This is a genomic window from Leucobacter sp. M11, assembly GCF_035726885.1.
Taxonomy (GTDB): Bacteria; Actinomycetota; Actinomycetes; order Actinomycetales; family Microbacteriaceae; genus JAPFRB01.
This window is the reverse complement of the sequence record NZ_JAPFRB010000001.1, coordinates 635,173-640,310: the sequence shown is the minus strand read 5'-3', so window position 1 is coordinate 640,310 and position 5,138 is coordinate 635,173. Positions and strand designations below refer to the sequence as shown.

General features: G+C 70.3%; 5 protein-coding genes and 1 pseudogene. 5 read left to right on the top strand and 1 reads right to left on the bottom strand.

Going from position 1 to position 5,138, the window contains the following annotated elements; all coding sequences use genetic code 11:
* The 5 genes and pseudogenes from OOT08_RS03310 to OOT08_RS03290 all read left to right on the top strand — a co-directional run.
* Positions 1 to 320: pseudogene (locus OOT08_RS03310) on the top strand (hypothetical protein); the annotation flags it as partial.
* Positions 317 to 2,182 carry an ABC transporter ATP-binding protein gene (locus tag OOT08_RS03305; RefSeq protein WP_442916160.1) on the top strand — a complete coding sequence of 622 codons (1,866 nt, stop codon included), beginning with the start codon at positions 317 to 319 and terminating at the stop codon, positions 2,180 to 2,182. The pseudogene OOT08_RS03310 and the gene OOT08_RS03305, both read left to right, overlap by 4 nt.
* A complete protein-coding gene (locus OOT08_RS03300; RefSeq protein ID WP_325091118.1) occupies positions 2,179 to 2,856 on the top strand; it encodes a DedA family protein in 678 nt (225 codons plus the stop codon). Before OOT08_RS03305 ends, OOT08_RS03300 begins: the two co-directional genes overlap by 4 nt.
* Positions 2,853 to 3,464, top strand: coding sequence for a GNAT family N-acetyltransferase (locus tag OOT08_RS03295; RefSeq protein ID WP_325091117.1), 612 nt, complete (start codon positions 2,853 to 2,855; stop codon positions 3,462 to 3,464). Before OOT08_RS03300 ends, OOT08_RS03295 begins: the two co-directional genes overlap by 4 nt.
* On the top strand, positions 3,461 to 4,282 hold the full coding sequence (locus OOT08_RS03290; protein ID WP_325091116.1) for a PaaX family transcriptional regulator: 822 nt from the start codon (positions 3,461 to 3,463) through the stop codon (positions 4,280 to 4,282). Before OOT08_RS03295 ends, OOT08_RS03290 begins: the two co-directional genes overlap by 4 nt.
* Positions 4,283 to 4,291: 9 nt before the next feature.
* Here OOT08_RS03290 and OOT08_RS03285 read toward each other — a convergent pair whose 3' ends face one another.
* On the bottom strand, positions 4,292 to 4,942 hold the full coding sequence (locus OOT08_RS03285) for a DUF1345 domain-containing protein (RefSeq protein WP_325091115.1): 651 nt from the start codon (positions 4,940 to 4,942) through the stop codon (positions 4,292 to 4,294).
* Positions 4,943 to 5,138: the final 196 nt, after the last annotated feature.

The following is a 5,138-nucleotide window of genomic DNA, read 5'->3' as shown; positions in this document are numbered from 1 at the left end:
ACGACGCGTTCTCCGCGTTGGACGCGATCACCGACGCCCGGGTTCGAGCCGCGCTCCGTGAGCGAGCCGGGGGAACCTCCACCGTGGTCGTCGCTCAGCGCATCGCCACGATCGCCGAGGCCGACCAGATCATCGTGCTCAGCGCGGGCCGGATTGCCGGAATCGGGCGACACGAGGAGCTCCGCCGCACCTGCCCCGAATACCGGGAGATCCTGTCCTCGCAGGGCGAGGACACCCCCGAATCCACAGCCGCAGGCTCTGAAGCGGAGCTGCGTGAGCCGGGCGTCGAACTCGCCGCCCAGGAAGGACAGAGATCGTGAGCACCGACACCACGCAGCCCGTCGCGGGCGACGGGACGAACCCCGGGCCGGACCGCGCCCGTTTCTGGGCGAGCACCCGCCGCCTGCTCGCGCTCCTCGGGGCGCACCGGGCCGGCGTCGCCGCCGTGCTGCTGTTCACCAGCGTCTCGGTCCTGCTCGCGGTTCTTGCCCCCAAGGTTTTGGGGATGGCCATCGACGTGATTCACCACGGTGTGACGGGGGCCGGGGTCGACTTTGTTGCGCTGAGTCGCCTGATCCTGGTCGTCCTCGGGCTCTACGTCGTCTCTTCCGTGCTGATGTGGGCGCAGGGTTACCTGCTCAATGACCTCACGATGCGGGTGATGTTTCGGCTCCGCGAGGACGTCGAGGCGAAGCTGAACCGGCTCCCCCTGAACTACTTCGACACGCGCACACGCGGCGACGTCATCTCCCGGGTCACCAACGACGTCGACAACATTCAAACCGCGCTCCAAGACGCCTTCGCCCAACTCGTGCAGTCCGTCCTGACGATTCTCGGCATCACCGTCATGATGTTCATCGTGTCCTGGCCGCTCGCGCTGCTCACCCTGCTGCTCCTGCCCGTCGCGGCGGTGCTGCTCGCGGTGATCGGGTCGAAGTCCCAACGAAAGTTCTCTGCCCAGTGGGAGCAGACCGGGGCGGTGAACGGGCACGTCGAGGAAACCCTCTCCGGGCTCGAGGTGATTCGCGCCTTCGGCACCGGCACGGAAACGCTGCGGGAGTTTGACAACCGCAACGAGGCCCTGACCCGGGCGACGTTCGGGGCGCAGGCCCTCTCGGGGACCATCATGCCGACGATGACCTTCGTGTCCTCCCTCTCCTACGTCCTGATCGCCGTTGCGGGCGGCGTCCGCGTGGCCGCCGGGCAGATGACCCTCGGGGACGCGGTTGCGTTCATCCAGTACTCCCGTGAGTTCACCCAGCCGCTGAGCGAGATGACGAGCGTCGCCAATATGCTCCAGTCCGGCGTCGCCTCGGTCGCCCGCACCTTCGAGCTGCTCGACGCGGCGGAAGAGCGCGCGGACACCGCCCCGGACCCCGCTTCTGAGCCGGACGGGGGCCCGGTCTCCGCCCCGCCGGAGCCCGCCTCCGGGGCCGGGGCTGGCCGGGGGCGCGTGAGCTTCGACTCGGTGCGCTTCGGCTATGCCCCGGAGCACCCCCTCATCACCGGGCTCAGCCTGGAGGTGGCGCCCGGCCAGACCGTCGCCATCGTGGGGCCGACCGGCGCGGGCAAGAGCACCCTCGTGAACTTGCTGATGCGGTTTTACGAGATCGACGGGGGCAGCATCCGGCTCGACGGAACGGACACCCGCGACCTCAGTCGTCAGGAGCTGCGCGCCCGGACCGGGATGGTCCTTCAGGACGCCTGGCTGTTCACGGGCACGATCCGGGAGAACATTCGCTACGGTCGCCTGGCCGCGAGCGACGCGGAGGTCGAGGCGGCGGCGCGGGCGACCCTCGTCGACCGCTTCGTGCAGCACCTGCCCGCGGGATACGACACGGTCGTCGGCGACGAGGACAGCTCCCTGTCCGCGGGGGAGCGGCAACTCATCACGATTGCCCGCGCCTTCCTCGCCCAACCCGATGTCTTGATCCTCGACGAGGCCACGTCCTCGGTCGACACGCGGACCGAGCGGCTGGTGCAGGAGGCGATGGCCGCCCTGCGCTCGGGGCGCACCTCCTTCGTCATCGCGCACCGGCTCTCCACCATCCGCGACGCAGACACGATCCTCGTCCTCCAGGACGGCGACATCGTCGAACAGGGCACCCACGACGAACTGCTGGCCAGCGACGGACACTACGGCGAGCTGTATGCGGCCCAGCAACAGGGAGCGAGCGCATGATCGCCGAGCTGTTCACCGGGCTCCAAGACGGCCTGCTCGCCGTCACGGCCTCGCCCGTCGCGCTCCCGGCGCTGTTCCTGCTCTGCTTCGTGGACGGGTTTTTCCCGCCCGTGCCGAGCGAAACCGCGGTGATCGCTCTGGCGACCGTTTCCGCGACCGGGCAGGGGCCGCCCCTCGTGCTCGTGCTCCTCATCGCCGCCGCGGGCGCGTTCGCGGGGGACCTCACGGCCTACGCGATCGGCCGGAAGATCCCGGTGCACCGCATCGGGTTGCTCCGGTCCGGACGCGGAAAACGCGCGCTGGACTGGGCACAGGCGCAGATCGCCCGGCGCGGCGGCTCGCTGATCCTCGCCGCTCGCTACATCCCCATCGGGCGGGTCGCGGTCAACATCACCGCGGGGTCCGTGCGCTATCCGCCGCGGTGCTTCGCCCTGTTCGCGGCCGTCGCCGCCCTGAGCTGGGGCGTGTTCTCCACCGCCATCGGGCTGGGCGCCGGGTCGCTGCTCGGCGAACACCCCCTGCTCGCCTCGCTCCTGGGCATCGTCCTCGGCGTCGTGCTCGGCGCGCTCCTCGACGGGGCCATCCGCGGCGTACAGCGGCGGCGCGGGCTCCGGGTCACGGCCGTCCCCGGCCAGCCAGACCCGTCCAACACTCCGAAGGAGGAGCGCGCATGAGCGACCCGGATGACATCCGCATCACCCGGGGCATCCCGGCCGGGCAGGAGCACGCCGTCGCGGTCCTGTACTGGGAGGCCTTCGGGGCCAAGCTCGCCCCGGCGCTCAGCTCCCGAGAGCGGGGCGTCGCGTACCTGCGGGCGCACCTCGTCCCCGAGCGCATCCTCTGCGCCACGGAGCACGGCCGCGTCCTCGGGGTGCTCGGCTTCGACGAGGGAGGCCTCGGCGCGGTGCACCCCACCTACCGCGGCCTGGTCCGGGCCTTCTCCCCGTTCAGCGCGCCCTGGCGCGCGCTCATGCTGGCGGTGCTCGCCCGGTCAGCGCGGCCGGAGGAATTTCAGCTCGACGGAATCTCGGTTTCCGCCGCGGCCCGCGGGCGGGGCATCGGCTCCCGCCTGCTCGACGAGGCGAAACGGGAAGCGAGGGAGCGCGGAAAGGTCGCCGTTCGCCTGAGCGTGATCGACACGAATCCTCGGGCCCGGGCGCTCTACGAGCGCTCCGGGTTTGTCCCGGCGGGGACCGTCACGATGGGTCCCCTGGCGCCGGTGTTCGGGTTCCGAACCGCAAGCGATATGGTGTACCGTATGAGTTCTGAGGAGCGCGAGTGAGTCCCCTGGAGATCGCCCCGCGCACGGTGATCGAGGCCTGCTTCGACGCCGACGGGGTCGCCGAACTCTCGATTGTCTACGACGTGGCCAACGCCGTCGGCCTGCCCGACCAGCCGGTCCGGATCGCGATTCGCCGCCTCGAGGCCGCCGGCATCCTCGCCCAGGAGGGCCGCGGCCGCAAGGGCAGGCTCGTGCTCACCGAGCAGGGCCGCACCCGCGAGCGGGTCGATCAGGGCCACCTCGCGCTGCTGGCGGCCCAGGACGCGGGGGAACCCACCTGGGATGGACTCTGGCACCTCTTTACGTTCACGGTTCCCGAGAAGCATCGCTCGGAACGGGACGCGCTGCGCTCCTCGCTCGTGCGCCTCGGCGCGGCCCCCCTCGCGCAGGGGGTCTATGTGAGCCCCTTCTCGCTGAGCGCCGATGTGGCCGCGGCAACCATCGACCGCTACCTCATCACGGCCGAGGCGACCCGGCTCTCCGGCCCGGGCCTCGGGCGGCCCGAGGACATCGCCGAAACGCTGTGGCCCGCCGCGGGGATCGAGGCGGCCTACGTTCCGCTGACGGACGCGCTCGCCGAAGCCGCCACGCTGCCGGAGACCGCCGAGCTTCCCGAGCGGCTCGGGGTCTCGCTCCGGCTGGCTGAGGCCCTGACGTACGCCCTGGAGCGGGACCCGCTCATCCCCCCGGAGCTGCGAGAGGAACACTGGCAACCCCCGGCCATCCGCACCGAATTCCGTCGCACCTGGGTCGAGCTCCAGCGGGGCCTGCCCGCGATCTCCCTCTTTCGTCCGTACGCCGGGCCAGGTGGTTTCTGAGCGGGGCTCCTAGGACGCGATCTGTTGGAGCACCTGAAAAGCGCTCGCCACGACCATCGCGTTGTAGAAGAAGCTGACGACGCTGTGCACGATCACGGTCAGGCGCATCCGGCGGGTCCGGACCACCACGTCAGAGGTCGCGAAGGACGTCCCAATCACGAACGAGAAGTACAGAAAATCGACGAGCTCGGGGTCCTGCGTGTTCGGGAAGGACAGCCCGGGCTCCGCAGGGTCCCGATGCTGGGCGGACTGATACACCTGGGCGAACCCCGATTGCAGCATCAGCCAGGACAGCACGATGCCGACCGAGCCGAGCGCCGCGATGAGCAAGCGCTCCTCCGGCGTGACATCCTCGGCGGAGCGGTTGACGAGCACGATGATCGCCGAGGTGACCCCGGACGCGCTCGCCGCAAACGGGAGTACCCAGGACAGCGTGCCGAGCAGTCCCGCCCGACCGGGGCCGCTCGCCGTCTCGCGGATCGTTCGGAAGCGGAGCGTGAGGAACCCCGTGGCCAGGTAGGCCGCCGAGAGGGCCGCCCAGACGACCATCGCGACGAGGCTGCTCGTGAGCGTATAGAACACCGCGAGGCCGACGATGGCGACTTCGACGGCGGTCGCGACGTAGGCGCTCGCGCTGTTCTTCTCGGTCGTGGCCGACATCTGGGTCTCCTCCCGGCGGGTGTGACGCGGAATTCGATTATCGCGCAACGGTCGTATCTTCGATGTTTGTTCGCGGGGCGTGTTGTGCGGCGCTGGCGCAGGGGGCTCGCCTTCATCGGCTGAAGGTGAGGGTATCCTTGGGTCTGCCGGGGTCTGCCGGCTGCGGCGGGTGTTCAAGCGGCGAAGGGAGCGTGAG

What these genes read in the sequence shown, in the direction of transcription:
- OOT08_RS03300 (WP_325091118.1), top strand. Translation starts at nt 2,179, where the DNA reads ATGATCGCCGAGCTGTTCACCGGGCTCCAAGACGGCCTGCTCGCCGTC.
- OOT08_RS03295 (WP_325091117.1), top strand. Translation starts at nt 2,853, where the DNA reads ATGAGCGACCCGGATGACATCCGCATCACCCGGGGCATCCCGGCCGGG.
- OOT08_RS03285 (WP_325091115.1), bottom strand. Translation starts at nt 4,942, where the DNA reads ATGTCGGCCACGACCGAGAAGAACAGCGCGAGCGCCTACGTCGCGACC.